The sequence below is a fragment of the Schumannella luteola genome, from assembly GCF_013408685.1.
Classification (GTDB): Bacteria; Actinomycetota; Actinomycetes; order Actinomycetales; family Microbacteriaceae; genus Schumannella; species Schumannella luteola.
Window position 1 is genome coordinate 3,238,264 of the sequence record NZ_JACBZY010000001.1, and the last position, 26,105, is coordinate 3,264,368.

26 protein-coding genes are annotated in these 26,105 nt (G+C 71.9%); 7 read left to right on the forward strand and 19 right to left on the reverse strand.

Annotated features, from left to right (window positions below; translation table 11 throughout):
* Window positions 1-123: 123 nt before the first annotated feature.
* The gene (locus tag BJ979_RS14760; RefSeq protein ID WP_343046724.1) at window positions 124-738 is read left to right on the forward strand and encodes a DedA family protein; all 615 of its coding nucleotides are present in this window, start codon (window positions 124-126) and stop codon (window positions 736-738) included.
* A gap of 194 nt (window positions 739-932) precedes the next feature.
* On the opposite strand, the gene BJ979_RS14765 is transcribed toward BJ979_RS14760, so the two are convergent.
* The gene (locus BJ979_RS14765; protein ID WP_179569048.1) at window positions 933-1,550 is read right to left on the reverse strand and encodes an FMN reductase; all 618 of its coding nucleotides are present in this window, start codon (window positions 1,548-1,550) and stop codon (window positions 933-935) included.
* Window positions 1,551-1,640: 90 nt separating this feature from the next.
* Window positions 1,641-3,065 carry a cation:dicarboxylate symporter family transporter gene (locus BJ979_RS14770; protein ID WP_179569050.1) on the reverse strand — a complete coding sequence of 475 codons (1,425 nt, stop codon included), beginning with the start codon at window positions 3,063-3,065 and terminating at the stop codon, window positions 1,641-1,643.
* A 126-nt stretch (window positions 3,066-3,191) separates the two neighbouring features.
* Between BJ979_RS14770 and BJ979_RS14775 the strand changes: the two genes are divergently transcribed.
* Together BJ979_RS14775 and BJ979_RS14780 are read left to right on the forward strand one after the other, a co-directional pair.
* The gene (locus BJ979_RS14775) at window positions 3,192-4,943 is read left to right on the forward strand and encodes a sensor histidine kinase (RefSeq protein ID WP_179569052.1); all 1,752 of its coding nucleotides are present in this window, start codon (window positions 3,192-3,194) and stop codon (window positions 4,941-4,943) included.
* Complete coding sequence (locus tag BJ979_RS14780; RefSeq protein ID WP_179569054.1) at window positions 4,940-5,644, forward strand: response regulator; 705 nt, start codon at window positions 4,940-4,942, stop codon at window positions 5,642-5,644. The genes BJ979_RS14775 and BJ979_RS14780 overlap by 4 nt, the downstream gene beginning before the upstream one ends.
* A 57-nt stretch (window positions 5,645-5,701) precedes the next feature.
* Here BJ979_RS14780 and BJ979_RS14785 read toward each other — a convergent pair whose 3' ends face one another.
* The 3 genes from BJ979_RS14785 to BJ979_RS14795 form a co-directional block, all read right to left on the reverse strand.
* Window positions 5,702-6,238 carry a COG4315 family predicted lipoprotein gene (locus tag BJ979_RS14785; protein WP_179569056.1) on the reverse strand — a complete coding sequence of 179 codons (537 nt, stop codon included), beginning with the start codon at window positions 6,236-6,238 and terminating at the stop codon, window positions 5,702-5,704.
* 79 nt (window positions 6,239-6,317) lie between these two features.
* Window positions 6,318-7,067, reverse strand: coding sequence for a zf-HC2 domain-containing protein (locus tag BJ979_RS14790; protein ID WP_179569058.1), 750 nt, complete (start codon window positions 7,065-7,067; stop codon window positions 6,318-6,320).
* Window positions 7,064-7,570, reverse strand: a complete 507-nt coding sequence (locus BJ979_RS14795) for a sigma-70 family RNA polymerase sigma factor (RefSeq protein ID WP_179569060.1) — start codon at window positions 7,568-7,570, stop codon at window positions 7,064-7,066. The genes BJ979_RS14790 and BJ979_RS14795 overlap by 4 nt, the downstream gene beginning before the upstream one ends.
* 172 nt (window positions 7,571-7,742) lie before the next feature.
* On the opposite strand from BJ979_RS14795, the gene BJ979_RS14800 reads away from it, so the two are divergent.
* Window positions 7,743-8,309 carry a DUF2231 domain-containing protein gene (locus tag BJ979_RS14800; RefSeq protein WP_179569062.1) on the forward strand — a complete coding sequence of 189 codons (567 nt, stop codon included), beginning with the start codon at window positions 7,743-7,745 and terminating at the stop codon, window positions 8,307-8,309.
* An 85-nt stretch (window positions 8,310-8,394) separates the two neighbouring features.
* On the opposite strand, the gene BJ979_RS14805 is transcribed toward BJ979_RS14800, so the two are convergent.
* A complete protein-coding gene (locus BJ979_RS14805) occupies window positions 8,395-9,900 on the reverse strand; it encodes an HNH endonuclease signature motif containing protein (protein ID WP_246286783.1) in 1,506 nt (501 codons plus the stop codon).
* Window positions 9,901-10,186: 286 nt separating this feature from the next.
* On the opposite strand from BJ979_RS14805, the gene BJ979_RS14810 reads away from it, so the two are divergent.
* A complete protein-coding gene (locus tag BJ979_RS14810) occupies window positions 10,187-10,684 on the forward strand; it encodes a hypothetical protein (RefSeq protein WP_179569064.1) in 498 nt (165 codons plus the stop codon).
* Window positions 10,685-10,757: 73 nt separating this feature from the next.
* On the opposite strand, the gene era is transcribed toward BJ979_RS14810, so the two are convergent.
* From era to hrcA, 9 genes are all read right to left on the reverse strand, one after another.
* Window positions 10,758-11,654 carry a GTPase Era gene (gene era / locus BJ979_RS14815; protein WP_141164099.1) on the reverse strand — a complete coding sequence of 299 codons (897 nt, stop codon included), beginning with the start codon at window positions 11,652-11,654 and terminating at the stop codon, window positions 10,758-10,760.
* The gene (locus tag BJ979_RS14820; RefSeq protein ID WP_179569066.1) at window positions 11,654-13,015 is read right to left on the reverse strand and encodes a hemolysin family protein; all 1,362 of its coding nucleotides are present in this window, start codon (window positions 13,013-13,015) and stop codon (window positions 11,654-11,656) included. Before BJ979_RS14820 ends, era begins: the two co-directional genes overlap by 1 nt.
* A 5-nt stretch (window positions 13,016-13,020) precedes the next feature.
* Window positions 13,021-13,482, reverse strand: coding sequence for an rRNA maturation RNase YbeY (gene ybeY, locus BJ979_RS14825; RefSeq protein WP_141164101.1), 462 nt, complete (start codon window positions 13,480-13,482; stop codon window positions 13,021-13,023).
* Window positions 13,482-14,513 (reverse strand): PhoH family protein, encoded by a 1,032-nt coding sequence (locus BJ979_RS14830; RefSeq protein WP_179570411.1) that lies wholly within the window; start codon window positions 14,511-14,513, stop codon window positions 13,482-13,484. The genes ybeY and BJ979_RS14830 overlap by 1 nt, the downstream gene beginning before the upstream one ends.
* Before the next feature lie 85 nt (window positions 14,514-14,598).
* Window positions 14,599-14,952, reverse strand: a complete 354-nt coding sequence (locus tag BJ979_RS14835) for a histidine triad nucleotide-binding protein (protein ID WP_179569068.1) — start codon at window positions 14,950-14,952, stop codon at window positions 14,599-14,601.
* A 97-nt stretch (window positions 14,953-15,049) separates the two neighbouring features.
* A complete protein-coding gene (locus BJ979_RS14840) occupies window positions 15,050-15,823 on the reverse strand; it encodes a phosphotransferase (protein WP_179569070.1) in 774 nt (257 codons plus the stop codon).
* A gap of 1 nt (window position 15,824) precedes the next feature.
* Window positions 15,825-16,556 (reverse strand): 16S rRNA (uracil(1498)-N(3))-methyltransferase, encoded by a 732-nt coding sequence (locus tag BJ979_RS14845; protein WP_179569072.1) that lies wholly within the window; start codon window positions 16,554-16,556, stop codon window positions 15,825-15,827.
* 51 nt (window positions 16,557-16,607) lie between these two features.
* Window positions 16,608-17,717, reverse strand: a complete 1,110-nt coding sequence (gene dnaJ, locus BJ979_RS14850; protein WP_179569074.1) for a molecular chaperone DnaJ — start codon at window positions 17,715-17,717, stop codon at window positions 16,608-16,610.
* Between the two features lie 5 nt (window positions 17,718-17,722).
* Window positions 17,723-18,757, reverse strand: a complete 1,035-nt coding sequence (gene hrcA, locus BJ979_RS14855) for a heat-inducible transcriptional repressor HrcA (protein ID WP_179569076.1) — start codon at window positions 18,755-18,757, stop codon at window positions 17,723-17,725.
* A 271-nt stretch (window positions 18,758-19,028) separates the two neighbouring features.
* Here hrcA and BJ979_RS14860 point away from each other — a divergent pair, with 271 nt between their 5' ends.
* Window positions 19,029-19,604 carry a DUF4870 domain-containing protein gene (locus BJ979_RS14860; RefSeq protein WP_179569079.1) on the forward strand — a complete coding sequence of 192 codons (576 nt, stop codon included), beginning with the start codon at window positions 19,029-19,031 and terminating at the stop codon, window positions 19,602-19,604.
* 133 nt (window positions 19,605-19,737) lie between these two features.
* Window positions 19,738-20,277 carry a DUF4870 domain-containing protein gene (locus tag BJ979_RS17720; protein WP_246286784.1) on the forward strand — a complete coding sequence of 180 codons (540 nt, stop codon included), beginning with the start codon at window positions 19,738-19,740 and terminating at the stop codon, window positions 20,275-20,277.
* A gap of 23 nt (window positions 20,278-20,300) precedes the next feature.
* Here BJ979_RS17720 and hemW read toward each other — a convergent pair whose 3' ends face one another.
* The 4 genes from hemW to BJ979_RS14885 are packed head-to-tail and all read right to left on the reverse strand — an operon-like array spanning window position 20,301 to window position 26,053.
* The gene (gene hemW / locus BJ979_RS14870) at window positions 20,301-21,527 is read right to left on the reverse strand and encodes a radical SAM family heme chaperone HemW (RefSeq protein ID WP_179569081.1); all 1,227 of its coding nucleotides are present in this window, start codon (window positions 21,525-21,527) and stop codon (window positions 20,301-20,303) included.
* Complete coding sequence (locus BJ979_RS14875) at window positions 21,527-22,291, reverse strand: DUF1990 domain-containing protein (protein ID WP_179569083.1); 765 nt, start codon at window positions 22,289-22,291, stop codon at window positions 21,527-21,529. Before BJ979_RS14875 ends, hemW begins: the two co-directional genes overlap by 1 nt.
* Before the next feature lie 50 nt (window positions 22,292-22,341).
* A complete protein-coding gene (locus BJ979_RS14880) occupies window positions 22,342-23,787 on the reverse strand; it encodes a mechanosensitive ion channel domain-containing protein (protein WP_179569085.1) in 1,446 nt (481 codons plus the stop codon).
* Entirely contained in the window at window positions 23,780-26,053 is a 2,274-nt protein-coding gene (locus tag BJ979_RS14885) for an adenylate/guanylate cyclase domain-containing protein (protein ID WP_179569087.1), read from the reverse strand. Before BJ979_RS14885 ends, BJ979_RS14880 begins: the two co-directional genes overlap by 8 nt.
* Window positions 26,054-26,105 lie beyond the last annotated feature (52 nt).

The following is a 26,105-nucleotide window of genomic DNA, read 5'->3' on the forward strand; positions in this document are numbered from 1 at the left end:
CCCCGCGCGGTCGCCGGATGCGGGCCAACCGGGCGCTCCGCCCCGGAACGACGGGCGAGTCGGGGGCGCGCGGCGGCGCCCGCGCGTCATCCGCCGTTCACCCGGTCAGGCGACGCTGAGCGCGTGAGCGAGGCGTGGATGACCGAGCTGGCCGCGTCGCCCTGGCTGCTGCCGGCGCTGTTCGCGCTCGTGATCGCCGACGCCTTCGTGGTCGTGCTGCCGAGCGAGACGCTCGTCGTGGCGCTCGGCTCGCTCGCAGCGTCCACCGGGTCGCCCTCGTTGTGGGCCGTCATCCCCGTCGCCGCGCTCGGCGCGGTGATCGGCGACAGCGCGCTGTTCTGGCTGGGGCGCCGCGTCGGGCTCGACCGCTGGAGCTGGATGCGGCGCGGCCGCATCCGCTCGGCCCTCGACCGCACGCGCGCGACCGTGACGAGGCGGCCGGCGGTACTCGTATTCACGGCCCGCTACATCCCCTTCGCCCGCATCGCCGTCAACCTCACGGCCGGGGCGTCGGGCCTCGCCTACCGACGCTTCCTGCCGCTCTCGATCGCGGCCGGCGTCGGCTGGGCCTTCTACAACGTCGGCATCGGCGCGGCCTTCGGGGCGCTGCTGCGCGATCAGCCGCTGCTCGCGGTCGGGTGCTCGGTCGTCGTCGCGATCATCGTCGGGGTCACGATCGACGCGATCGTGTCGCGCTGGAGTCGGCGACGGGATGCGACGGGGACTGCGCCCCGCTGACCCCCGAAGACGGGCTCATCCGCCGCGAGGGCGGCGTCGAATCACTGGTGATCCGACGGCAACCCGATGGCCATCGGCTCCTGCGCGGAGGGGCGCAGATCCTGGATGCGACACCGCGTTCCCCTGTCGGTGTCGCATCCAGGGTGCGGGCTCGCGGCTGTCCGAGCCTCGTCGGCGATCTCCGGCGTCCGCGCTCAGGCGCGACGCGTCGCCGTGCTCGCGCCGCTCGGGTCGAAGCCGAGCGGCACCGCCAGCGGGTCGACGGGCGCGACGCGGCGCGAGCGGCGCACGGCCTCGGCCAGATCGGCGCCGGCGCGGTCGATGCGCTCGCCGAGCACGTCGTCACCGCCCCAGTCGCCCGAGGCCGCGTAGACGGCGGTGGGCACCGCATCCGCTCGCAGGTAGGCGAACAGCGGGCGCAGGGCGTAGTCGATCGCGAGCGAGTGGCGCTCGGTGCCGCCGGTCGCGCCGAGCAGCACCGGCATGCGGCGCAGCGACTCGGGGTCGAGCACGTCGATGAACGACTTGAACAGGCCGCTGTAACTGGTCGTGAAGATCGGCGTGATGGCGATGACGCCGTCGGCCGCCGTGAGCCGGTCGATCTCGGCCTGCAGTTTCGCGCTGGCGAAGCCGGTCACGAGGTTGTTGGTCACGTCGGTCGCCAGGTCGCGCAGCTCGATCACGTGGATGTCGACGCTCTCGCCGTCGAGGGCGAGTTCGCGCGCGGTCGCCTCGGCGAGGCGGTCGGCGAGCAGGCGGGTCGACGAGGGCTGCGAGAGTCCGGCGGAGACGACGGCGATCGAGCGGGACATGGCTGGCTTCCTTTCGGGCACTCCCCGCCACGACGACGGAAGGAGGTCGATGCGTTTGCATCGACCTCCTCAACCGTCACTCCCGCGCCGCTATTCCTTGCGGCTCGAACCCGAGCCCGAAGCCCCGCCCGATCCCGCCGCCACGGCCGCGACCTCGTCCTCATCGGTGAAGTCGTTCACCGCCGTGTGCGGATCGGCCCGAGCGAAGCGCGCCTCGTCGAAGGGCTTCGCCCCGTGCAGCACCTCGCGCACGCGCGCCGGGTCGATCTGCTTCGTCCAGGTGCCGATGAGCAGGGTCGCGACCGCGTTGCCGGTGAAGTTGGTCAGCGCGCGCGCCTCCGACATGAACCGGTCGACGCCCACGATCACGCCGACGCCGTTGACGAGATCGGGGCGGTACGTCTGCAGGCCGGCCGCGAGCGTCGCCAGCCCCGCGCCGGTCACGCCGGCGGCGCCCTTCGACGCGATGATCATGAACACCAGCAGGCCGATCTGCTCGGGGATCGCGAGCGGAGTGCCCATGGCGGTCGCGATGAACAGCGACGCCATCGTCAGGTAGATGGCCGTGCCATCCAGGTTGAAGGAGTACCCGGTGGGCACGGTGATGCCGACCACCGATTTGCTCACCCCGACGTGCTCCATCTTCGCGATGAGGCGCGGCAGGGCCGCCTCCGACGACGAGGTCGCGACGATCAGCAGGTACTCGCGCGCCAGGTACTTCATGAGCAGGAAGATGTTGACCCGGGTGACGAGGAACAGCAGCCCGCCGAGGATCACGACGATGAACAGGATGCAGGTCACGTAGAACGCGATCATCAGCGTCGCTAGCCCGAGCAGCGCGCCCGCCCCCGTGTTGCCGACGACGGCCGCGATCGCGCCGAAGGCGCCGACCGGGGCGAGCCACAGGATCATGTTGAGGATGCGGAAGACGAGCGTCTGGATCGAGCGGATCGCATCCAGGATGCCGGTGCCCTTGTCGCCCATCTTCTGCAGCGCGAAGCCGACCAGCAGCGCCACGAGCAGCGTCTGCAGGATGCTGCCCGACACGAGCGACGACACGAGCGTCGTCGGGATGATTCCGAGGATGAAGTCGCTCGTCGTCGTCGCCTCCTTCGCCGAGTCGTCGACCTTGTACTCAGCGGTGGAGAGGTCGAGGCCCTCACCCGGGTGGATGATGTTGCCGACGACGAGGCCGATGCCGAGCGCGAAGGTCGACATCACGAGGAAGTAGACGACCGCGAGGCCGCCGACCTTGCCGACCGTCGCGGCCTTGGCGATGCTGCCGACGCCGAGCACGATCGTGCAGAAGATGACCGGCGCGATCATCATCTTGATGAGGTTGACGAAGGCCTTGCCGATCGGCTCGAGGCCCTTCGCGAAATCGGGAGCGAGGATGCCGACGAGGGCTCCGGCGACGACCGCCACGATGACGGCGATGTAGAGCCAGTGGTTCTTCTCGATGCGGCGGAGGCCGCGGCGGGGTGCTCCGCTGGGGGACGATAGCGTCGTTGCCATGTTCCGGTGATTCCCATCCGGCTGCGACGGCGTCGTCGCGGCCCTGGAGTGACAAGGTGATCGCCCCAGAGTGGCGACGCCGGGGATGCCGCGGAACTTGTGTTCATAACGGTTTCAGGAGCGACGATGCCCGCAGCGCGCACGAGCGACGCCCGCCCGCCGCGGGCGATCAGCATCGCCGCGCGCGTGTTCTGGGTGCAGCTGGCGGCCGCGGTGCTCATCGCCGGAGCCCTGCTCGCGGTGCTGGCCGTCGACGCCCAGCGCTCCGCCGAGCGCGACGCTGCCGAGACCTCGCTGTCGGTCGCCCGCGCGGTCGCGGTCGACCCGCGAGTGCGCTCCGAGGTGGATGCGCCCGACGCGACCGCCCAGCTCGAGCCCTACGCGCTCGAGCTCGTCAGCGAGGCGGGCGTCGACTTCGTGACGATCATGACGCCCGACGGCATCCGCGTGACGCACCCGGATCAGAGCCAGATCGGCAAGCCCTTCCAGGGCACCATCGGTCCCGCACTGCAGGGCCGCGAGCTGACCGAGACCTTCACCGGAACGCTCGGACCGTCGGTGCGCGCCGTCGTGCCGATCGAGCGCGACGGCGCCGTGGTCGGTCTCGTGTCGGCGGGCGTGACGACCACCAACGTCGGCGCGATCGTCGCCGGCCGCCTCCCCTTCGTGCTCGGCGTCGCGGCGGCGGTCGTGCTCGTCGGGGCGATCACGGCGCTCGTCGTGCAGCGCTCGCTGCGGCGGGTGACCGGGCGGATGGGACCGGCCGAGCTGCGGCGCATGGTCGGCTACTACGAGTCGGTGCTGCACTCCGTGCGCGAGGGCCTCGTGCTGAGCGACCGCGAGCACCGGGTCGTGCTCTACAACGACGAGGCCGCCGAGCTGCTCGGGCTGCCGCCGGCGGGCACGGTGACGCTGCCGGCGAGCGCCGCCGCGCTCGGCGTCGGCCCCGCGGTCGCGACGCTCATCGACGAGGGGCGCCGCGCGGTCGAGGAGACGCACCTCGACGGTGCGACCCTGCTGCTGGTGAATCAGGAGCCCGCCGAGCCGGCGCCCGACTCCCCCGCCGACGCCGGCGGCTCGGTCATGACGCTGCGCGATCAGAGCCGACTGCAGCAGCTGATCGGCGAGCTCGACTCGACCCGCGGCATGCGCGACGCGTTGCGGGCGCAGGCGCACGAGCACGCGAACACGGTGCACACGCTCGTCGCGCTGCTCGAGCTCGGGCGAATCGAGCAGGCGATCGAGCTGGCATCGGAGTCGACGCGCACGAGCCAGGAGCTGGCTGACCGGATGCTCGCGACCGTCGATCATCCGGTGCTCGGCGCGCTGCTGCTCGGCAAGACCGCGCAGGCGAACGAGCGCGGCGTCGAGCTGACCGTGACGGCCGAACCGGGCGCGGTTCCCCCGCTTGGCGCGTCGGCGCTCGTGTCCGTCGTCGGCAACCTCGTCGACAACGCGATCGACGCGGCGCTCACCGCGGAGGCTCCGCGCACGGTCGCGGTCGTGCTGCGGCGGGCCGAGGCGGGGTCGGACGCGGCTGGCCGATCAGCTGTCGGCGTGGGCGACGCCGTCGAGCTGCGCGTCATCGACAGCGGCCGCGGCATCCCGGCCGATCGCGTCGCCGCGGTCTTCGACCTCGGGGTGACGAGCAAGTCCGACCCGGGTGGAGCGCATGGCAACGGGCTCGCGGTCGCGCGGGCCGCGACCCAGGCGGCCGGGGGCGAGCTGCGCTTCGAGACGGATGCCGGCGGCGCGACGATCGCCCCCACGACGGCGATCGCGAGGTTCCCCGACGCGGCGCGCGGCGCATCCAGCCCAGCCGCCGGCGGTGCATCCGGCACAGCGCACCCGGAATCCACGGCAGGATCGACCGCATGATCCGCGTGCTCGTGGTCGATGACGACCTGCTCGCCGCCGAGGCGCACGCCGCCTACGTCGGCCGGGTCGACGGCTTCGAGGTCGTCGCCGTGGCGCACAGCGCCGGCGAGGCGCACGCCGCGCTCACGACCGTGCATCCCGGCGCGATCGATCTGGTGCTGCTCGACCTGACCCTGCCCGACGGGCACGGCCTCGAACTGGCTCGACGACTGCGCGCCGAGCGCGTCGGCGTCGACATCATGGCCATCACGGCGGTACGTGATCTCGAGGCCGTGCAGACGGCCGTGTCGGTCGGCGTGACGCAGTATCTGATCAAGCCCTTCGGCTTCCCGGCGCTGCGCGAACGGCTCGAGCAGTACCGGGCGTTCCGCGACGGCCTGGCGGGCGGCGATGCGGCGACGTCGCAGGGCGAGGTGGATGCGCTGCTCGCGCACCTGCGCCCAGCCCACGCCGCGCCGCTGCCGAAGGGGCTCACCGCGACGACGCTCGACGCCGTCAGCCAGTCGCTGCGCCACGCGACCGAGCCGAGGTCGGCGAGCGAGACGGCCGCCGAGCTCGAGCTCTCCCGAGTCACCGCGCGACGCTACCTCGAGCACCTGGCCGAGCTCGGGCTCGCCCGGCGCTCGCAGCGCTACGGCACCCCGGGGCGCCCGGAGGTGGCCTACGCGTGGAGCGGCGCCGCCGCCGTGCCCCGTGGCTGATGCGGGGTGCGGCGACGGCGCCGGGTCGATCGGTCCGTCGATCGGTCGCGAGCGGACTCAGCTGCTGATCTTCGAGCCGTCCGGGCCGAGAACCCACCAGACTCCGCCGACGCCCTGGCCGGTCGTGTCGCCGGCGGCCTTGTCGGCCGCGTAGTAGTAGAGCGGCCAGCCGTCGAGGGTGAGCTGCTTCTCGCCGTCGGTTCCGGTGATGGTGCCGATCTTGCCGGTCACGCCATCCACCTTCGGGCTGTCGGAGTCGGCGTGCACGGCGGGCCACGCGGTCGCGCACTGGCCCGAGCAGGCGGAGCTCGTGGCGTTCTGCGTGTCCTTGTCGAACATGTAGACGGTCATCTTCTTGCCGTCGACGACGATCGTGCCGAGGTCGCTGTCGGCCGTGGTGAGGGCCGCGGCGCTCGCGTCGCCGGAACCGGAATCCCCTGAGCTGTCGTCGGCGGGCGCCGAGCTGCTGTCGCCCGAGCTGGTGTCGCCCGAGCCGGCCGGTGCGGAGGTGCAGCCCGCGAGCGCGAACAGGGTGATCGCCGCCGCTGCGAGCGGGACGAGGGTGAGTCGGGAACGGTGGATCCGGGTGCGCATCGTCGACGCCTTTCGTGAACCGGTGAGCCGCGGATGCGGTCTCATGAGGTAGACGAGATGGACGCCCGAAAGGTTCAGGTCAGCTCGGGTCGGCGCCGAGCAGCTCCTCGCCGGAGGGCAGCGCGCGCACCTCGACGCGCGCGATCTCATCGCGGGCGAGGGCGGTGGCGGCGGTCAGCTTCACGTCGCTGCGGCTCGTGACCTTCCAGGTCGAGACCTGGCTCTCCTCGCCGTCCCGGTCGACGACATAGAGGCCGTAGACCCAGCCGTCCTTCGGCGGGGCCGCGGCGTTCGGACCGTAGGCGCAGTCCATGTCGATGCGGGTGCCCCAGCCGACGCTCGTGAGCCGCACGTCCGCGCTGAGCGCGGTGGTCGGCAGAGTCCGTTCGAGCGCGATCGGGGCGGATGCCGGCGGAGCTCCCATCTGGGTGACGGCGAGCGGCACGGTGACGAGCAGGGCGACGGCGGCGGCCGCGGCCAGCACGAGTCCGACGCGGCGGCGACGTCGACGCCGGTCGCGGGCGACGACGAGCGAGAGCAGGTCGGCGGGCGGGCCGTCGGTCGTGGATGCGGCGGGAACTCGGGATGACGCGGGCGCGCGCGCCGGCACGGGCGCGTCATCGGCCTCGCGCCCGATCGACTCCGCCTGCTCGGCGGTCAGCCGCGACAGCAGCCCCGGCATGGGCGCGAGCTCGGCGACCGCGGCACGGCAGCGTTCGCAGGTCTCGACGTGCGCCTCGTACTCGCGGCGCTCGCTCGGCGACAGAGCACCGAGCACGTAGCTCGCATCCCACTGGGCGAAGCGCTCGTGATCGCTCGGGTCGGTCATCGGGTCACTCCCCTCTCCTGCAGTGCGAGCCTCAACGCTCGCAGTCCATAGTGCAGCCGCGACTTGACCGTGCCCTCGGGGATGTCGAGCTCGCGAGCGACCTCGGCGATGCCGCGACCGCCGAAGTAGGCGTGCACGACGACGCTGCGGTGCTCGGTGCTCAGCGTCGCGAGCGCCTCGGCGACGAGCAGCGACTCGAACAGCTGGTCGGTGCGGTCGGGTTCCCCGCGCTCGGGCGGCTCGTCGACGGCGAGCTCGTGCCGCTGACGGGCGCTGCGCGCGTTGTCGATGACGAGGTTGCGGGCGACCGTCATCATCCAGCTGCGGGTGCTGTCGACCTCCTGCTCGAGGATGCGCTTGCTGCGCCAGGCGCGCAGCAGCGTCTCCTGCACGATGTCGTCGGCGCCGGCGCGGTCGCCCGTGAGGTGCACGACGTAGCGCCACACGACGGCCGCGTGGGCGTCGTGCAGCTCGCGCAGCCTCGTGGCGTCGTCGACGGTCATGGCACCTCCATCCTGGTCAACGGGATAGCACGCCGGGCGGTTCACCGCGCTGATGAATCCGAGTCGCCCCCGTTCGGGGCACACGAGCTCCGGCGAGCTGTATCGGGCTGTGGCGAGCTCGGGCGGGTTCGGGCGGGTTGAACCGCGTCGCGCCCTCTCTCGTTTCTCCCACATGGACGGATTCCAGATCGGCGGCCTCCCGCTGCATCCCCTGCTCGTTCACGGCGTCGTCGTGCTGCTGCCGCTCACGGCGCTCGCCCTGATCCTCGGCGCGGTCTGGCCCGCGGCCCGGCGACGACTCGGCATCGTGACGCCGCTCGCCGCGCTCGTGGTGCTCGTGCTGGTGCCGATCACGGTGCAGGCCGGCGAAGCGCTCGAGGCCGCGGTCGGCGGCGGCGATGCGGTCGAGAAGCACGCGGCGCTCGGCATGACGCTGCTGCCGTGGGCGATCGGCCTGTTCGTGGTCGCGCTCGTGCAGTGGCTGTGGTTCCGCTTCGCGCGGCCGCGGTTCGTGTCGGACGGCGTGGGTGCGCGAGCTCCCGGCGTGGTTCAGACCCGCGTTCCGGCCAGTGTTCAGGCCGGTGTTCCGGCCGGTGTTCCGGCCGGTGTTCCGGCTGGTGTACGGATCGTCGGTGTCGGGCTCGCCGTCGTGGCGATCGCGATCTCGGTCGGAGCCGTCGCGACGGTCATCCTCATCGGCGACTCGGGCGCGCGTGCCGTCTGGGGCTCGCTCGGCTGACGCCGGCCCGATGCGCGATCGCCACACCGCGGCGCCGTCGAGCAACGATGTGAAGCCGCTGATCTCGCGATCGCCGAGCACCCACTCAGAAGGGCGCGAGGTCGGAGTCGAGCTGCTCGATCGCCTCGTCAGACACCACAGACGCCACCAGCCGACGCGGCGACGTGGCACACGGGTCCGGCGGATCCTGTGAAGCGGACGGCTCGGGTGGTTCGGGTGGTTCGTCCAGGCCAGGTGGGCGGACCCGAGCAAAATGGCGAATCGGGGCTCCGACTGGCACGAAGGCGACGGGTGGGGCGGGTGCGTCTTCGCGGTAGGTGCGGCCCATCGGGGAGGTCCATTCCAGGACCCCGCCTGGGTGCTGTTCCACTCGCCAGGGAGTGAACTGCTTCATCGAGTGGTGGCGCTGGCACAGATGGGCGAGGTTGCCGAGCGCCGTCGCGCCGCCGAGGGCGGCGTCGATCGTGTGGTCGAGTTCGCAGCGGATCGCCGCTTGCCGACATCCGGGGAAGCGACAGTGCAGGTCGCGGGCGCGCAGGTGACGTCTCTGCTCGAGGCTCGGCCGGTATCTGTCGACCGCGACCGTGGTGCCGTCGACGGGATCGGTGAGCAGGCGCGTCCACGACGAGGTGTCGCCGGCGAGATAGCGGGCGGTACCGGCGTCGATCGGCGAGCGTCCGACCAGGTCGGCCGGGTTCTCGTCATCGCCGAGCAGGCTCAACGCGGAGACGGTCACCTGCACCTGAGCGCGGATCGCGCCCAAGGCGCCCGGCCTGTCGCTGTGCGCGGTCGCGTCGAGCGCCGGGGCACCGGCGAGGAGCAGATCGGCGAACACGTCCGCGCGGATCTGATCGGCCGTGCGACGGTCAGCCTCCTCCGCGGTCGTCGCGGGATCGTTCGCGTCCCGCACGGCGTGAGCCATCCGCGTCAGCCGATCCAGGATGCCGTCGCCGATCACCGTCGGAACGGTCGCGATCACGTCGCACATCCCATCCCGGCCCGGGATCAGACGCACCGCCCGCTGCCGCGCGGCCTCGTCGTGGCGTTCCGTGAGGGTGCGCTCGTTGAGCTTCTCGGCGTAGATCTCCAGGCCGGCACGCACCCGGTTCGGGGTATCGAGAAGGCTGCGTTCGATCGCCTCCCGCTCGAACTCCGCACGCCGATCGAGCGGGACGACACGGCCGGCGTCGACGATCACCGTGACGTGGCCTCGGGTGATGTAGGCGTGCTCCCACGCCGACAGGGCCGCGGGGTAGAACTCGACGATCTCCCGCGCTTCGCCGATGCGGCGCTGCACAGTCCTGTCCGGGGAGCGCAGCACCCCGCCGATCTCCGCCGAGATCGACCGGAGGGCCATGTCGTGCGCGCGCACGTTCGCCGAAGCCCCGGCGGCTTGGGCTTCCGCGAGCTGGCCGGCGCGGGCGAGCATTCGCACCTCAGCCACCTGCCCTGCCGTCAACAGAGCCAGGGCCGACTCCGCCTCACCCACCAGGTCAGTCAGCGTCGGCAGAACCCCGACGGCACCGCCGACGCCACCCTCAGCGACCGGCGCAGCGCCGTCGTTCCCGGGTGTCGTCGTGGCCTTCTCCATACCTGCACTGTGACAGCCACCACCGACATCCGCCGGAACATGCCCGCGAATCAGAACCGCAGATCAGATGCACATTCCACCGACATGTGCGTGGCGAGGCAGACACCCTCCCGCGCACGGGCGCACGCCGGGCGACCCGCGCCGACCGACCCGGCGCGCGACGCCCAGCGTTGATCTCGACGGTCCCTGCCAGAGCCCCGAGCTCTCGAGCCGCCGCGTCTGCCCGAGCGGCCGCTACTGTGACCAGCATCGGGCCCGCAGAGCACATCGGACGGACGGAGCGGTCATGAGCCCCGGCACGGCGATCGCCATCGACCTGGCTCTCACAATCCTGGTCTGTATCGTCGCGGCGAACGTGATCGGCCTCATCGTCGCCGCACTCGTCGGCGTGCTGATCACGCGGCACTCGCGGGTCTCGGCGCGCGCGCTCGACCGCCGCATCCACCTCGACAGCGATCTCGCGCCCGATCGGCTCATGGCCGAGCTGCTCGAGCGCGTCGCCCGCACCCATCGGCGCACCGGACTGCTCGTCGCCGCGACCGATCCACCCGGGTTGATGATCTGGCCGAGTCAGGACGAGAAGCCCGACTGGTCGATCCAGGTCGCGATCGAGGCACACGGCTCCGGCGCCCGCGCCACTGCGTGGGTGCAGCCCTCGCGTCAGGCGCAGAGCTGGTTGCGGCGGCCGCGACTGGCTCTGCGGACGTTCGACGAGCTGACTGCCGCCGGTGACCCCACGGCAGCCGATCAGCTCTCGCCGACGTCCGCCCCGGCATCCGCCTGAAACGCGGCGACAGGCACCGGCAGGCTCTCGCGCCCGCACGCGGCAGCCGCGCGGCGCGCGAGTGCGCCGCCCGTCAGAAGCCGAGGCGCCCCAGCTGCTTCGGGTCGCGCTGCCACTCCTTGGCGACCTTGACGCGGATCGACAGGAACACCTGCTTGCCGACGAGCGGCTCGATCTCGGCGCGGGCGCGGGCGCCGATCTCCTGCAGGCGCTCGCCGCCCTTGCCGATGATGATGCCCTTCTGGCTGTCGCGCTCGACCCAGAGGTTGGCGTAGACCTCGACGAGCTCCTTGTCGTCGCGCTCGACCAGGTCGTCGATCGTGACCGCGAGCGAGTGCGGCAGCTCGTCCTGCACGCCCTCGAGCGCGGCCTCGCGCACGAGCTCGGCGATGCGGTGGTCCAGCCCCTCGTCGGTCACCGAGTCGGCGGGGTAGAGGCGCTCCGACTCGGGCAGCAGCTTGATGAGCTCACTCGTCAGCAGGTCGAGCTGGATGCGACTCTGCGCCGACACCGGGATGATCGTCTCCCACTCGCGCAGCTCGCTGATCTGCAGCAGCCGCTCGGCGACGAGCGGGCGCGGCGCGGCGTCGATCTTGGTGACGATCGCGACCTTCTTGGCCTTGGGGTGCTGGTCGAGCTGCTCGTTGATGAAGCGGTCGCCGGGCCCGAGCTTCTCGTCGGCGGGCAGGCAGAAGCCGATCACATCCACGTCGCCGAGAGTCGACTGCACCACGTCGTTGAGGCGCTGGCCGAGCAAGGTGCGCGGGCGGTGCACACCGGGGGTGTCGACGAGGATCAGCTGGCCGTCGGCGTGGTGCACGACGCCGCGGATCGCGCGCCGCGTGGTCTGCGGCTTCGACGAGGTGATCGCGACCTTCTCGCCGACGAGTGCGTTGGTCAGCGTCGACTTGCCCACATTGGGGCGGCCGACGAACGTGGCGAATCCGGCACGGAAGAGGTGGTGACCCATCAGCGCTGCTCCTTCTCGGGCGCCCTCGCGCCGGTACGGATGCCGCGGGCGGGGGTGCGCACACCGGCGGCGGGGGTGTCGGTGCCGAACGCCTCTTCGGCGTCGGCGAGGTCGGGGTCGCGCTCGACCACGACCGTGCGCAGGCGGCCGCGCCGGCCGTCGGTGCGCTCGGCGGTGAGCACGAGACCGGAGACGGTGACGGTCGAGCCCACGTCGGGCAGGCGGCCGAGCACCTTGGTGAGCAGCCCGCCGACCGAGTCGACGTCGTCGTCGTCGAGCTCGATGCCGAACAGGTCGCCGAGCTCGTCGGTCGCGAGGGCGGCGCGCACGCGCCAGCGTCCCTCCCCCAGCTCGGTGACGTCGGCGACGTCGCGGTCGTACTCGTCGCTGATGTCGCCGACGAGCTCCTCGATGAGGTCTTCGAGCGTGACGAGCCCGGCGATGCCGCCGTATTCGTCGACGACCATCGCGAGGTGGTTCGCCTCGCGCTGCATCTCGCGCAGGGTGTCGTCGGCCTTCTTCGACTCGGGCACGAACTGAGCCGGCCGGGCGAGCTCGGTGACGAGCACCGCATCCGAGTCCCGTCGGCCCTCGTGCAGCAGTCGGGCGACGTCGCGCAGATAGAGGATGCCGAGCACCTCATCCACGTCGCGTCCGGTCACGGGCATGCGCGAGACGCCGGTGCGCAGGAACTGGCCCATCGCCTGGCCCGCCGTCACGTCGTCGTCGACGGTGACCATGTCGGTGCGCGGGATCATCACCTCGCGCACGACCGTGTCACCCCATTCGAAGATCGAGTGGATGAGCTCGCGGTCGTCCTCTTCGAGCACATCGGCCTCGGTGGCCTCGTCGACCATCGAGAGCAGCTGCTCCTCGCTCGAGAACGTCGCCGTCGAGGGCCGGCCGGGCGTGACCCGGTTGCCGATCGCGACGAGCAGGTCGGCGACCGGCCCGAGGATGACGCGGATGCCGCGCACGAGCGGCGCTGCGAAGCCGATCACGCCGCGGGCGTGCGCGCGGCCGACGCTGCGCGGACTCGATCCGACCAGCACGAACGAGGTGGCGGTCATGATGAGCACGCTGAGCAGCAGCACCCACCACCACTCCTCGATCACGATCGTCAGCGCGAGGGTCACGAGCACCGCGGCGCCCGTCTCCGACACGACGCGGAGGAAGTTGACCGCGTTGACGTGCGCGCCGACGTCGTCGGCGATCGCGAGCAGCGAGCGCCGCGAGCGACTGCGCGAGGCGAGGTCGGCGAGGTCGACGCGGCTCAAAGCGGCGAGCGCCGCATCCGTCGCCGCGAGCAGCCCGCCGAAGGCGACCAGCACGACGGCGATGCCGAGGAAGACGCCGATCATGGCGCCTACCGTCGTCGCTCGGCGACGGCGAAGCCGAGCAGGATCTCGGCCTGGATGCCGAACATCTCCTTGTGCTCCTCGGGCTCCGCGTGGTCGAAGCCGAGCAGGTGCAGCACTCCGTGGGCGGTCAGCAGCAGCAGCTCGTCGAGGGTCGAGTGGCCCGCGGTCACCGCCTGCGAGGCGGCGACCTGCGGGCAGAGCACGATGTCGCCCAGCAGCCCGGGAGGGGTGAGCTCCTCGTCGTTGCCGGGGCGCAGCTCGTCCATCGGGAAGCTGAGCACATCGGTCGGGCCGGGCTCGTCCATCCACTGCACGTGCAGCTGCTCCATGGCGGCCTCGTCGACGAGCTGGATCGCGAGCTCGGCGTCGGGGTGCACGCGCATGTGGTCGAGCGCGAAGGCCGCGAGTCGCTGGATGGCGGCGACATCCGCCTCCATGCCCGACTCGTTGTTGATCTCGATCGACATCAGCGGCCTCTCTGCCACGGCGGGCGGCGGTCTTGCGGGGTGTGGCCGCGGCGTTCGGCGCGGTTCGCGCCCTCGCGGGCGCCGTCGTGGTCGCGCTGCTCGCGCTCGAAGCGACGCGCCTGCTGCTGCTCGTCGTACTCGGTGTAGGCGTCGACGATGCGGCCCACGAGGCTGTGCCGCACGACGTCGTCGCTCGTCAGCCGGGCGAAGTGGATGTCGTCGATGCCGTCGAGCACCTTCGTCACCAGACGGAGTCCGCTCGCTGCGGCGGGCAAATCGACCTGGGTGATGTCGCCGGTGATGACCATGCGCGAGTCGAAGCCCAGACGCGTGAGGAACATCTTCATCTGCTCGGGCGTCGTGTTCTGCGCCTCGTCGAGCACGACGAAGGCGTTGTTGAGCGTGCGGCCGCGCATGTAGGCGAGCGGGGCGACCTCGACGGTGCCGGTCGCGAGCAGCTTCGGCACGAGCTCGGGATCCATCATCTCGTTGAGCGCGTCGTAGAGCGGTCGCAGATAGGGGTCGATCTTGTCGGTCAGCGTGCCGGGCAGGAAGCCGAGCCGCTCCCCCGCCTCGATGGCCGGACGCGACAGGATGATGCGCTCGACCTCCTTGCGCTGCAGCGCCTGCACGGCCTTCGCCATGGCGAGGTAGGTCTTGCCGGTTCCGGCCGGGCCGATGCCGAAGGTGATCGTGTTCTCGTCGATCGCGTCGACGTAGGCGCGCTGACCGGCGGTCTTGGGGCGGATGACCTTGCCGCGGCTGTTGAGGATCACCTGGCCGAGCAGCTCGGCCGGCTTGCCCTCGCCGCGGTCGAGGATGCGCGCCGAGCTGGTCACGTCGCTGGCGCCGAGGTCGGCGCCCTCGCGCACCATCGTGACGAGCTCCTCGACGAGGGTGCGGGCGGCCCGCACCTCGCGGGCGTCGCCCTCGAGGGTCACGTGGTTGCCGCGCACGTGCACGGTCACTTCGGGGTACTGCTTCTCGATCGTGGTCAGCAGGCGGTCCTGCGGGCCGAGCAGCCGCACCATGGCGACGCCGTCGACCTCGATCTCCGCGCGGTCGGCGCCGCCGATCGGGGTGCTGCGGGGGTCGATCCCCGCTGAGCTGATGCCGTCAGGCAATGTTTCCTTCCTCGAGGCCGCCGCCGCCCAGCACGTGCGCGTGCACGTGGAAGACGGTCTGGCCGGCCTCTTCACCGGTGTTGAACATCAGGCGGTACTGGCCGCCGCTGTGCTCGTCGGCGAGCTTCTGGGCGGTGGCCACGACGTGCGCGAGCAGCGCCGGGTCGCCGACGGCCAGCTGGGTCACGTCGCGGTAGGCGTCGGTCTTGGGGATCACCAGGAGGTGAACCGGCGCCTTCGGGGCGATGTCGCGGATCGCGATCACCCGGTCGTCTTCGAGCACGATGTCGGCCGGGATCTCGCGCGCGATGATGCGGCTGAAGATCGAGGGGGCGCTGTCGCTCATGGCTCCATCGTAATCGGCGGGCGGATGCCGCCGCAGTGCGCTCGCGCCGGGCGAACGCGGTCCGCGGGCGGTCGTCGCACCCCGCACGGCGGCGAGCTCAGGACTCGGCCTCCCAGAGCTGTCGATACCAGCGGATGCGCTCCGCATCCGGTTCGATTCCGTAAGCGGCATAGAAGGCGTCGTCGTGCCCGGGGCCGTAGTTCCACTCCAGGCTCATGCTCGCGACGGCGAGGTCGGCCCAGCGGTCGCCGGGGGCGAGGTCGCCGAGGTCGACGTGGGCGGCGAAGGCGCCGGCCGCGTCGAGCAGGGTGTTGGGCGCGCAGGCGTCGCCGTGCACGAGCACCGGGTCGTCGATCGGCGGACGCGGTGCGAGCTTCTGCGGCTGACGCCCCACCCAGGTCTCATCGGCCCAGTGCCCGGGCACGTCGTCGAGCGGGAGCGTGTGGATGCGCCGCAGCCCCTCGACGATCGCCGCGATCGCGACCTCGGGTCTCGCGCGGTTGGCGTCGCTCACGGCGGTGTCGCCGTCGAGCGCCGCGGTCACGAGCCAGGCGCCGTCGTCGTCGGCGCCGGCGTCGAGCACGCGAGGCGCGGGATGCCGACCGTCGAGCCAGCGCATCCGCTCCTCTTCGCGCCGCAGCGATTCCGCCAGCACCGGCGGTGACCACTTCACGACGCGATCGCCGAGCCGGAACGTCAGCCCGCCGAGCGAGTTCTGCCAGAGTGCCCGCGGTTCCGCGCCGGCCTCGGCGGCGAGGCGCGCGATCACGGCCGGCAGCTCGAAGCCGCTCGGGTCGAGCTGGTAGCTCAGGTCGGGCGCCGCCGTCAGGTCGCGCCCGCGCTCGTCGTGCGGATCCGCCTCCGTGGTCATCTCACCAGCGCCCCAGTCGTGCGGCGAGCACCGCGATGGCCGCCGGCCCCGCCGTCGAGGTGCGCAGCACCTCCGGCCCCAGCCGCACGCCGACGGCGCCGGCGTCGGCCAGCAGCGCCAGCTCGCGCGGCGAGATGCCGCCCTCGGGTCCGACCACGAAGGTCACGCGCCCCGCGGAGGGCAGTTCGACCTGCGAGATCGGCACCGCCCCGCCCGGGTCGAGCACGAGCAGCAGGCCGTCGCCCCGCGCCAGCTCGGCGGTCGACTGCGGCGCCGTCACCTCGGGCACGCGGGTGCGGATGCTCTGCTTGGCCGCCTCGCGGGCGATCGACTCCCAGCGGGCGCGGCCTTTCGCGGCCTTCGTCGCATCCCACCGGGTCACCGAGCGCTCGGCCGACCAGGGCACGATCCCGGCGACGCCGAGCTCGGTCGCCGCCTGCACGGCCATCTCGTCGCGGCCGCCCTTCGCGAGCGCCTGCGCGAGCCAGAGTTGCGGCTGCGGATCGGGCTCGTCGCGCACCTCGTCGACCTCGAGCACCAGCTCGCCCGGCTCGGCGCTCACGACCGCGCCAGTCACGATCACGCCGTCGCCGTTGCCGATCGACACGCGCTCGCCCACCCGGGTGCGGGCGACCTTGACGGCGTGCGCCGCTTCCTCGCCACGGATCGCGACGCGCGCACCCACGACCGCCTGCGCCGCCGTCAGCTCCGGGTTGAGGTAGAGCCACGCCATGCCATCCGCCCTTCGGGGTCAGCAGACCGCGCCGAGCGCGGCCCGCGCGGATCAGAAGTTGAGGAAGCGGTCGCGCAGCTTCGCGAACAGCCCCTGCTGGAAGGTGGCGAACTCGGGCTTGATCGGCGGGCGGCTCTGCGCGAACTGCTCGAAGATCGCCTTCTCCTTCGAGTTGAGGCGCACCGGGGTGATGACCTGCACGCCGACCTTGAGGTCGCCGCGACCGCCGCCACGCAGGTGGGTGATGCCGCGGTCCTTGACCGTCAGAACCTCGGCGCTCTGCGTGCCCGGCTTGATCTCGAGGTCGACGTCGCCGTCGAGCGAGGCGAGCGTGACCTTGGTGCCGAGCACCGCATCCGTCATCTGCACCTCGACCGTCGCGAGCAGGTCGTCGTTCGTGCGGCTGAAGACGTCGTGGTGGCCGACCTTGACCTCGAGGTACAGGTCGCCGTTCGGGCCGCCGGCCTGGCCGGCCTCGCCCTCGCCGGGCAGGTGGATGCGCATGCCCGTGTCGACGCCGGCCGGCACGTCGACGCCGACCGTGCGCTTGGCCCGGACGCGCCCCTGGCCCGCGCAGGTGACGCAGGGCGAGGGGATGACGGTGCCGTAGCCGCGGCAGGTGCCGCAGGGGCTCGAGGTCATGACGTTGCCGAGCAGCGAGCGCACCGAGCGCTGGATCTGGCCGGAGCCGCGGCAGATGTCGCAGGTCTGGATGTGCGTGCCCGGGGCGGCGCACGCGCCGTCGCAGGTGGGGCAGCGCACCGCGGTGTCGATCTCGAGGTCGCGGGCGGTGCCGAAGACGACCTCGTCGAGGTCGACCTCGATGCGCAGCAGCGCATCCTGCCCGCGCTCCGTGCGCGAGCGGGGGCCGCTCTGGCGCTGGGCGGCGTTGAAGAAGGTCTCGAAGATGTCGCCGAAGCCGCCGTTGAACGACCCCGAGCCGAAGCCCGCCGAGTCGCCCAGGTCGTAGCGCTGGCGCTGCTGCGGGTCGCTGAGCACGTCGTAGGCGTGCGTCACCGACTTGAAGCGCTCGGCCGCGTCCTCGCTGGGGTTGACGTCCGGGTGCAGCTCGCGCGCGAGCCGGCGGTACGCCTTCTTGATGTCCTCGGGCGAGGCGTCGCGTGCGACACCCAGCACGTCGTAGTGGTCGGTCGTGGCCACGAAGGTCAGTCCTCTCCGAGCAGTCGCGACAGGTAGCGCGCCACCGCGCGCACCGCCGCCATGTTGTTCGAGTAATCCATGCGCGTCGGTCCGAGCAGGCCCACGTGCGCGAGGCTTCCGCCGGCGCTGTAGCCGCTCGAGACGACGCTCGTCTCCTCGAGGCCGGTTCCCGCGTTCTCGCGCCCGATGCGCACCGCGACCCCCGCCTCGTCGATCTCCATCTCACCGAACAGCTTGAGCAGCGTGACCTGCTCCTCGATCGCCTCGAGCACCGGGAAGATGCTGCCGGTGAAGTCGCCCTCGGTGCGGGCGAGGTTGGCGGTGCCGGCCATGACCAGGCGGTCCTGGCGGCTGTCGGCCAGCTGACGGGCGAGCCGCGCCGCGATCCGGTCGGCCAGTGCGCGACGCGGGGCGGGGATGCCCTCCAGCAGTCGCGCGAGCACGCCGGGCGCCTCGCTCAGGGTCACGCCGATCAGCTCGGCGTTGAGTCGCGCCCGCAGCTCGGCGAGGTAGGGCTCCTCGGCGGCGGACTGCTCAGCGGCATCCGCGAGCTCGATCAGGCTCTGGTCGACGCGGCCGGAGTCGGTGATGAGCACCGACATCAGACGGCTCGGCGCGAGCGCCACGATCTCGACGTGCCGCACGCGTGACGAGCCAAAGAGGGGATACTGCGCGAGCGCGACCTGGTTCGTGAGCTGAGACAGCATCCGCACGGTGCGCGCGAGCACGTCGTCGAGGTCGTCGGCCTGGCCGAGGAAGGCCTCGATCGCGTGCCGCTGCGCCGGGCTGAGCGGGCGCAGGTCGGTGAGCTGGTCGACGAAGACGCGGTAGCCCTTGTCGGTGGGCACGCGGCCCGAGGAGGTGTGCGGGGCCGCGATCAGCTCCTCGTCTTCGAGCTGCGCCATGTCGTTGCGGATCGTCGCCGCCGAGACGCCGAAGGCATGCCGCTCGACGATCGACTTCGAGCCGACCGGCTCGCGTGATTCGACGTAGTCCTGCACGATCGCGCGCAGCACCGCGAGGGAGCGTTCCGAGACCACGGCTGCTCCTTCCCTGTCACGTCCTGATCGCGTCGACCGGGGGCGCGTGCTGCCCGTTCCGCCCGCCAGGGCGAGGGAGGTGCTGGCACTCCGGTACGACGACTGCCAAGTCTAACCGCCGCAACACCGGGAATGTCGTTGCACCGCCGTCGAGCCACCCACTACCGTGAGTGCCGCGTCCCGGCTGGTCTTCTGCGACCGAGACGGCGACCGCACGACCTCATCCCGGGAGCCGCCCCCCGCGTTCCCCCTCTGAAAGGCCTACGCCGCCATGACGGACCCCAACAACCCCCAGCAGCCCGGTCAGCCGCAGTACGGCGCACCCCAGCAGCCGCAGCAGCCCCAGTACGGCGCCCCGCAGCAGCAGCCCGCCTACGGCGCGCCGCAGCAGCCCCAGCAGCCCCAGTACGGCGCCCCGCAGGGCGGCTACGGCCAGCCCGGCGCGCAGCCGCAGTACGGCGCCCCGCAGCCGGCGCCGGCGCAGCCGCTCAGCCCCGCCGAAGACAAGCAGTGGGCGTCGTTCGCCCACCTCGGCGGCATCCTCGGCTTCCTGCCGTCGCTGCTCATCTGGCTCATCCTCAAGGAGCGCGGCCCGCTCGTCGCCCAGGAGGGCAAGGAGGCGCTGAACTTCCAGATCACGATCGTCTTCGCCGCGATCGCCGCCGGGATCTTGAACATCATCTTCGGCGTCGTCGGCGCCACCACGGGTGTGCCGATCGGCTTCGTCGGAAGCCTGCTCTCGCTCGCGGTGTGGGTCTGCAGCCTGATCTTCTCGATCATCGGCTTCACCCGCGTCAACGGCGGCGGGGCCTACCGCTACCCCTTCGCGATCCGCATCATCAAGTAAGCGCGAACCGCGTCCGACGGCGCCAGATCCCTACGGGGGTCCGGCGCCGTCGTCGTCTCCGCGCGCGACGGCCGGGCGCGATGGGGAGCGCTGTCCCTCGACCTGGGACGGCGCGGATGGTTCACTGTCAGTCATGAGCGACGGTCAGCCCACCCCTCCCGCCGACACCCCGCAGCCCGAAGGCACGCCGGGCGTCACCCCGCCTCCGCCCGCCGGCGCGACTCCGCCGCCCCCGCCGGGCGCGACCCCGCCCCCGCCGCCGAACTACGGCGCGACTCCCCCGCCGCCGCCCGGCGCACCTGGCGCCTACCCGCAGCAGGGCTACCCCGCCGCACCCGGAGTGCAGCCGATGAACCCGACCGACGAGAAGACCTGGTCGATCCTGCTGCACCTCGGCCCGATCATCGTGAGCTTCCTGGTGCCGCTCATCGGCTACCTCGTGCTCAAGGACCGCGGCCCGTTCATCCGCCACAACGCCGTGCAGGCCCTGAACTTCACGCTGACGATGCTGATCGGCTACGTGGCGTCGTATCTGCTGATGCTCGTGCTCATCGGCTTCATCACGCTGCCGATCGTGTGGGTGCTCAGCATCGTCTTCGCGATCATCGCCGCGGTGAAGACCAACAAGGGCGAGTACTACACGTACCCGTTCTCCATCAAGTTCGTGAAGTAAGACCGCCGTCCGGCGGGATGCGGTCAGTCGGCGAGCAGGCGACGCACCACCGCATCCGCGAGCAGTCGTCCCGGCCGGGTCAGCACGATCCGGCCGGTGACGGCGGCCCGACCATCGACCAGGCCCTCGGCGATGAGCCCCGCGACCGCGCGGCGGCCGTCGGCGTCGAGCACCCCGGTCGGCAGCCCGTCGACGACCCGCGTCTCGAGCAGCACCCGCTCGACGCGACGCGTCTCGTCATCCAGCGTCTCGCGGGCGTGCGCCGGCGAGATGCCCTCGGCGATGCGGCCCGCGTAGGCCGCCGGGTGCTTGACGTTCCACCAGCGCACCCCGCCGACATGGCTGTGCGCGCCGGGCCCGATGCCCCACCAGTCCTGGCTCGTCCAGTACGCGAGGTTGTGGCGTGAGCGCCGCTCGGCGCCGCGCGAGAAGTTGCTGACCTCGTACCAGTCGTAGCCCGCTCCGGTGAAGGCCGCGTCCGCCATGTCGTAGAAGTCGGCCTGGGCGTCGTCGGAGGGCTCGGGCACCTCGCCGCGCTTGATCTGGCGGGCGAGCTTCGTGCCCTGCTCGACGATGAGCGCGTAGGCGGAGATGTGACCGGGCTCCTCGGCGAGCACGGCGTCGAGCGTGCGCGTCCACTGGTCCGCGGTCTCGCCGGGTGAGCCGTAGATGACGTCGAGGCTGACCTCGAGACCGGCCTCCCGCGCCCAGCGCACGACCTGGGGCACCCGCGCGGGGTCGTGCGTGCGCTCGAGCGTCGCGAGCACCTCGGGCACGGCCGACTGCATGCCGAAGCTCACCCGGGTGAAGCCGGCCTCGGCGAGCGCCGCCAGGTCGGCCGCATCCACCGAGTCGGGGTTCGCCTCGGTCGTGATCTCGGCGCCCGGGGCGAAGCCCCAGGTGTCGCGGATGCCGTGCAGCATCGCCGCGAGGTCGCCGACCGGCAGCAGGGTCGGGGTGCCGCCGCCGAAGAACACGGTCGACACCGGCCGAGCGCCGACGCCGGCGCGGTCGAGCACGCCACCGGCGAAGCGGATCTCGTCGAGCGCCTGACCGGCGTAGTCCGACTGCTTGACGCCGCGGATCTCGCTCGCCGTGTAGGTGTTGAAGTCGCAGTAGCCGCAGCGCACCGTGCAGAACGGCACGTGCACGTAGACGCCCAGGTCGCGCTCGGCGGAGCCCACGGCGGCGGACGCCGGGAGCGTTCCGTCGGCCGGAGCCGGGTCGCCCTCCGGGAGGATGCTCGGCATCAGGCGGGATCTCGCGTCGCGGCGGGCGCGGAGTCGCCGGACGCCTCGGCGGCGGCTCCGGCGGCCTCGGCCGGCTGCGGCACGACCGCATCCGGCGCGGTGTCGGCGGCGAGCGGCGTCGCGAGCGCACGCAGGTAGCGGGCGGTGTAGAAACCCTGGGTCAGGCGCAGCACCGGGTTCACGAGCCACCAGAAGAAGCCGCCGGGCCGCGAGAACGCGCGGATCGACACCCACACCGAGCCGTCGTCGCTGCGCTCGACGATGAAGGCCTCCTCGCCGCGCTCGGCGTGCCCGGGCAGGGTGCCGTAGGCGAAGCCGCGGCGGTTCGGCTCGTCGACGACGTAGACGACGCGCGCCGGGAAGCGCAGTCGAAGCGGGCCGAAGGGGATGCCGAGCCAGGCGGTGTCGCCGGGGCGCAGCAGCGGGCGGCCATCGGCGGCGTAGATCCGCTCACCGGAGCTGTCGACCACGGCGGGTGCGATCGGGGCGCCGTCGTCGTCGAAGCCCACCGGGGTGTAGCCCATGCGGTCCAGCTCGGCGGGCGTCTCGACGACCTCGACACGGAATCCGGAGCGCTGCTGGATGCCCCAGGTCAGCGTCTCGGTCCAGGCGTGCTCCCAGCGCGCCGGGCCGTGGCCGATGAGGGCGCGGCGCTCGAGCGGACGGTATCCGGTCGGCGGATATTCCATCAGATCGGCCGCGCGCGTGGCGCCGACGGCCGCGTAGCTGACGGCGCGCTCCCAGATCGGCGCGCGTCTCGACATGATCGCCATGCTAACCCTCGGTGCGCATCCGCCCGAACCGAGCGGACCGGTCAGCGCGTGACGTCGCCGAGCTGCGTGAGCGCCCGGCCCTGTCGCGCGGCGGAGTCGTCGATCGCGACGCGGGCGCTCGCCTTGCGCTGGTCGAAGATCGTGCCGAGATCGCGGGCGAGCTGCGGGCGTCGGCGCACGAGCTGCTCGAGCTCGGCGATCGGAAGCGACAGCACGGTGACGTCGTCGACCGCGGTCGCGTCGGAGGGGTTGATCTCGTTCGTCAGGGCGCCGATGCCGATCATCTCGCCCCGTGTGAGGCGCCCGAGCGGGATGTCCCCGCCTCCGTCGACCGGCGAGGTCAGCGCGACCGTGCCGACCGCGATGACCCGCAGCGCCGGCGAGGGGTCGCCGGCGTGCTGCAGCTTCTCGCCCGCGCCGAAGCGCTGCAGCAGCACCCGGTCGGCGAAGGCCTCGGCCTCGTCCTGGGTGAGGCGCAGGCTCGAGGCCACCGACTTGAAGAGGGCGAGTCGGCGCTCGGGGGTGTTGTAGTCGTCGGTCAGGTCGTTGTCGAGGTGCAGGTTCGCCCGGCGCGCGGCGTACCAGAGCACGGTGTGGAACTGCGCGGTCGCCTCGGCCTCGATCGCGGGCGAGGCGACGGGGATGTCGACCCCGTACTTCGCCCCGCCGAGCGGGTACGCGCTCGGCCTGTGGTCGGCGGCGAGCACCGGCAGGTCGTCGGCGACGCGACGCAGCAGATCGAGGACCTCGTGCGGCGGGTCGTCGGTCGAGAACGGCAGCGTGATCGAGACGACGAAGGCGCCCGGCGCCTTGCTGAGGTTGTCGAACGAGGCCCCGGCGAGCGTGCCGTTGGGCACGATGTGGATGCCGTTGCCGGTGTCGATGTGCACGGCCCGCCAGTTGACCTCGACGACGCGGCCGCGCACGCCGCCCGTGTCGAGCCAGTCCCCCAGCCGGAACGGCTGCTCGAACAGCAGGAACAGACCGGAGACGACCGGGCCGACGGCGTTCTGCAGGGCGAGGCCGATGACGACCGTGCTGACGCCGAGCGCCGTGAACAGGCCGCCGACATCCGCGCCCCAGACCCAGGCGAAGAGCACGCCGAGGCCGACGAGGATGAGCACGAGACGGAAGATGTCGATGAAGATCGACGGCATCCGCGCCCGCCAGCTCTCCGGGCGCGCCCGCGTGAACAGCGCGACGTTGACGCCGTTGAGCACGACCAGCAGCAGCGCGAAGCCGAAGAAGGTGGCGGCGACGCGCGTCCAGGTCAGGTCCTTCTCGCCGAGCTGCACCTGGCTGATGAGGATGAGCAGGGCCGCCAGCGGCACGAGGAAGTTGCGCACCAGGCGCACCACCTTCGCCGCCTGCGGGTGACGCCGCGCGATGACCGAGTGCAGCTCGGTCAGCACGAGCAGCAGGATCGGCAGCCCGACGACGACCGCGAGCGACGGCCAGAACCAGGGCTGCCCGATGAGGTCAACCACGGCGGGCCTCCCGGTCGGCCGCGGCGCGATCCACCTTGAACACCCGCTCGTCGCCGAAGCCCGCCGACTCGGTGAGCGGGATGGTGTCAGGCAGCTGGTCGGCGACGCGCTGGGTGACGAAGATACCCGGCCCCTCGGCCGCATCCTGCACCCGGTGGGCGAGGCTGACCGCATCGCCCCACATGTCGTAGACGACGCTGGAGCGGCCGATCAGGCCGCTCGTGACCGTGCCGGAGTCGACGCCGGCCCGCAGGGTCAGCGTCGCGCCGTGCTGCGCGCCGAGCCGGTCGAGCACGTTCTGCATCTCGATCGCGAACTCGACCACGCGGCGCGCGTTGTCGACGCGCGGCACGATGAGCCCGCAGCTCGCGAGGTAGCCCTCGAGTCGCGTCGTGCGCACCCGCTCGACCCCGAGCCGGGCGGCCGCCTCGTCGAAACCGCGCACGATGTCGTTGAGCAGCGCCAGGCTCTCGGCCGACTGCATTCCGCGACTGAAGTCGTCGAAGCCGACGATGTCGGCGAAGATCACCGACACGTCCTGGTGGTCTTCGGCGATGGTCTCGTCGCCCTGCCGGTAGCGCTTCGCCACCGTCTCGGGCATGACCGTGTGCAGCAGGCGGTCGTATTCGGCCCGCTCGGCATCCAGCAGCTCGGCCTTGATCTCGAGGCTGCGGCTCATGTCGTTGAAGGCGACCCCGAGATCCGCGACCTCGTCGCGGGATCCGGTGTCGACCTGCACGCCCAGCTCGCCGGCGCTCACCCGCTGCACCGCCGTCTGCAGTCGCCGCAGCGGGCGCAGGAAGATCTGCGCCAGCAGCAGCGAGAGCAGGCTCACCAGCAGCGCGATCGCCGCCGTCGAGAGCACGAGGTTGCGGGTGAACTCCGCCGCCGAGGAGTAGGCCTCGGCGGTCGTGATGCGCGCCACGATGACCCAGTTGAGCCCCTCGATCTGCAGCGGCGCATAGGCCGCGAGCGACTGCCCGCCCACGTAGCTCGGCGCCTCGTTCGTGCCGGTCCTCCCCTGCAGCGCGCTCGTGACGGAGGCGTTGCGCAGCGGCTGCAGCAGGATCGTGCTCTTCGCCGCCACGACCTGCTTCGCGGTCGCGGACGGCGTGCCGCCCGCGATCGCGTCCTTCGCGTAGTCCTTCGGGCGCTGGATCAGCTCGCGCGAGTTGGAGCGCATCGTGCGGTCGTCACCGGCCAGGTACACCTCGCCGGTCTCACCGAGTCCCTGCTTCGCCCATCCCTCGTCGCCGGTCATGACGTCGTTGATCGTCTCGACCGGGATCTGCAGGGCGAGCACGCCCGTCACCCGGCCGTCGCGGTCGCCGATCGGCGAGAGCGCCCAGGCGGTCGGGCTGTTCAGCGACGGAACGTAGCGCTCGAAGTCGGTGAAGCGGGTCGCATCGACGCTGTTGGTCGCGAGCACCGCGTCGTAGGCCTTCGCGAGGGCGGAGTCGCGGTAGGGCCCGGTGCGCACATTCGTTCCGAGATCGGCACCCAGGTAGGCCGAGTAGACGACGTCGCCGTCGGTGTCGAGCAGCAGCGCATCCTCGAAGCCGATGCGGTCGACGAGGCTCGCGAAGAAGGAGTTGTACTCGGCGTTGGCCGCGGACCAGGCGCTGCCGTCACCCGCATCCGACGTCGCGAGCGCCTTGTCGTAGTCGAGGGCGAGCGGGGCCGTGTACTTCGACTGCAGGTAGACGCCGGCCGGATCGGTGGGCGCGAAGGCGGTGTCGCTGAACTGCTCGCCCGCGCTCTTCTCCAAAGCCGGCACGAAGGTGTCGGCGTAGAAGTCGCTGACCGCTGACGTCTCGGCGTCGCTCGCCGTCTGCTGCTGCAGCTCGGCGAAGCCCGCGTTGAAGGCCTCCGACGCGGCGACCGCGCTGTCGTTGCCCGAGGCGAGGACCGCTGTCGTGCGGATGTTCTCCATCGTGCGGGTGATCTCGGCGGCCCGCGCCCCGCGGATGCCGACGAGCTGGTCGAGCGCGGCCTTCTTCAGCGCGCCGGTCGCGCTGGCGTAGCCGATTGCTCCGACGACGATCGTCGAGAGCAGACTCGTGAGCAGCAGCATGATGAGCAGCTTCGACTGGATGCTGACGCCGCGGCGGGTGCGCCCGCGGCGGGTGCCGAGCGGCAGTCGAGCCTCGCCGGGCGCGGACCTCGCGGCTCCGGCTGCGACTCCGGCGAGCGGATCGGCCGCCGAGCCCGCGCTCGTGGCGCCCTGCGGCGCGGTCGGGTCTGCTCGGTCGTTCGCGTCCGTCATCGGGCCCCTCCCCAGACCCGCTGCCCGTATCATCCGCCCAGCACCGGGGTCA